This window comes from Ferrovum myxofaciens (assembly GCF_000735045.1).
Classification (GTDB): Bacteria; Pseudomonadota; Gammaproteobacteria; order Burkholderiales; family Ferrovaceae; genus Ferrovum; species Ferrovum myxofaciens.
The window spans coordinates 1-490 of record NZ_JPOQ01000477.1 but is presented as its reverse complement, the minus strand read 5'-3'; the positions used below and the strand labels follow the sequence as shown (position 1 = coordinate 490).

The 490-nt window shown below is 54.9% G+C and carries 1 protein-coding gene; it reads right to left on the bottom strand.

Features of this window, described 5'->3' with window-relative positions; all coding sequences use genetic code 11:
- Positions 1–490 (bottom strand): ATP-binding protein (locus IV91_RS0114665; RefSeq protein WP_031599562.1); only part of this gene is annotated, 490 nt, incomplete at both ends.

The following is a 490-nucleotide window of genomic DNA, read 5'->3' as shown; positions in this document are numbered from 1 at the left end:
TTTTCCTCTCCGTAAGGATTCTCCGGTCAGCGTGAAACGGTGATGCCGTTGCATAACCCGATCCAGCAGGGCGTCAGCAATGGTGGCATCCCCGATCCACGCATGCCAGTGTTCGATGGGTAATTGGCTGGTGAGAATGGTGGCACGGGTAGCCGAACGGTCATCAATGATTTCCAGCAAATCCGAACGAGTGGCACTGTCAATGGCTCCCATTCCCCAATCATCCAATACCAGTACATCTGTTTTGGCAAGTTGCATCAACCACTTCACAAAGGTGCCGCTGCCATGCATGACACGCAGTTCTTCCTGCAGGCGTGGGACCCTCAGATAAGTGGCAGAGAATCCACGCCGACAAGCATACTGAGCCAGTGCACAAGCCAACCAGGATTTACCTGACCCGGTGGCCCCGGTGATCAAAATGCTATGACCGGAACTCACCCAATCTCCCAGAGCCAGGCTCATGACCACACTGCGGTCAATCCCCCGACTG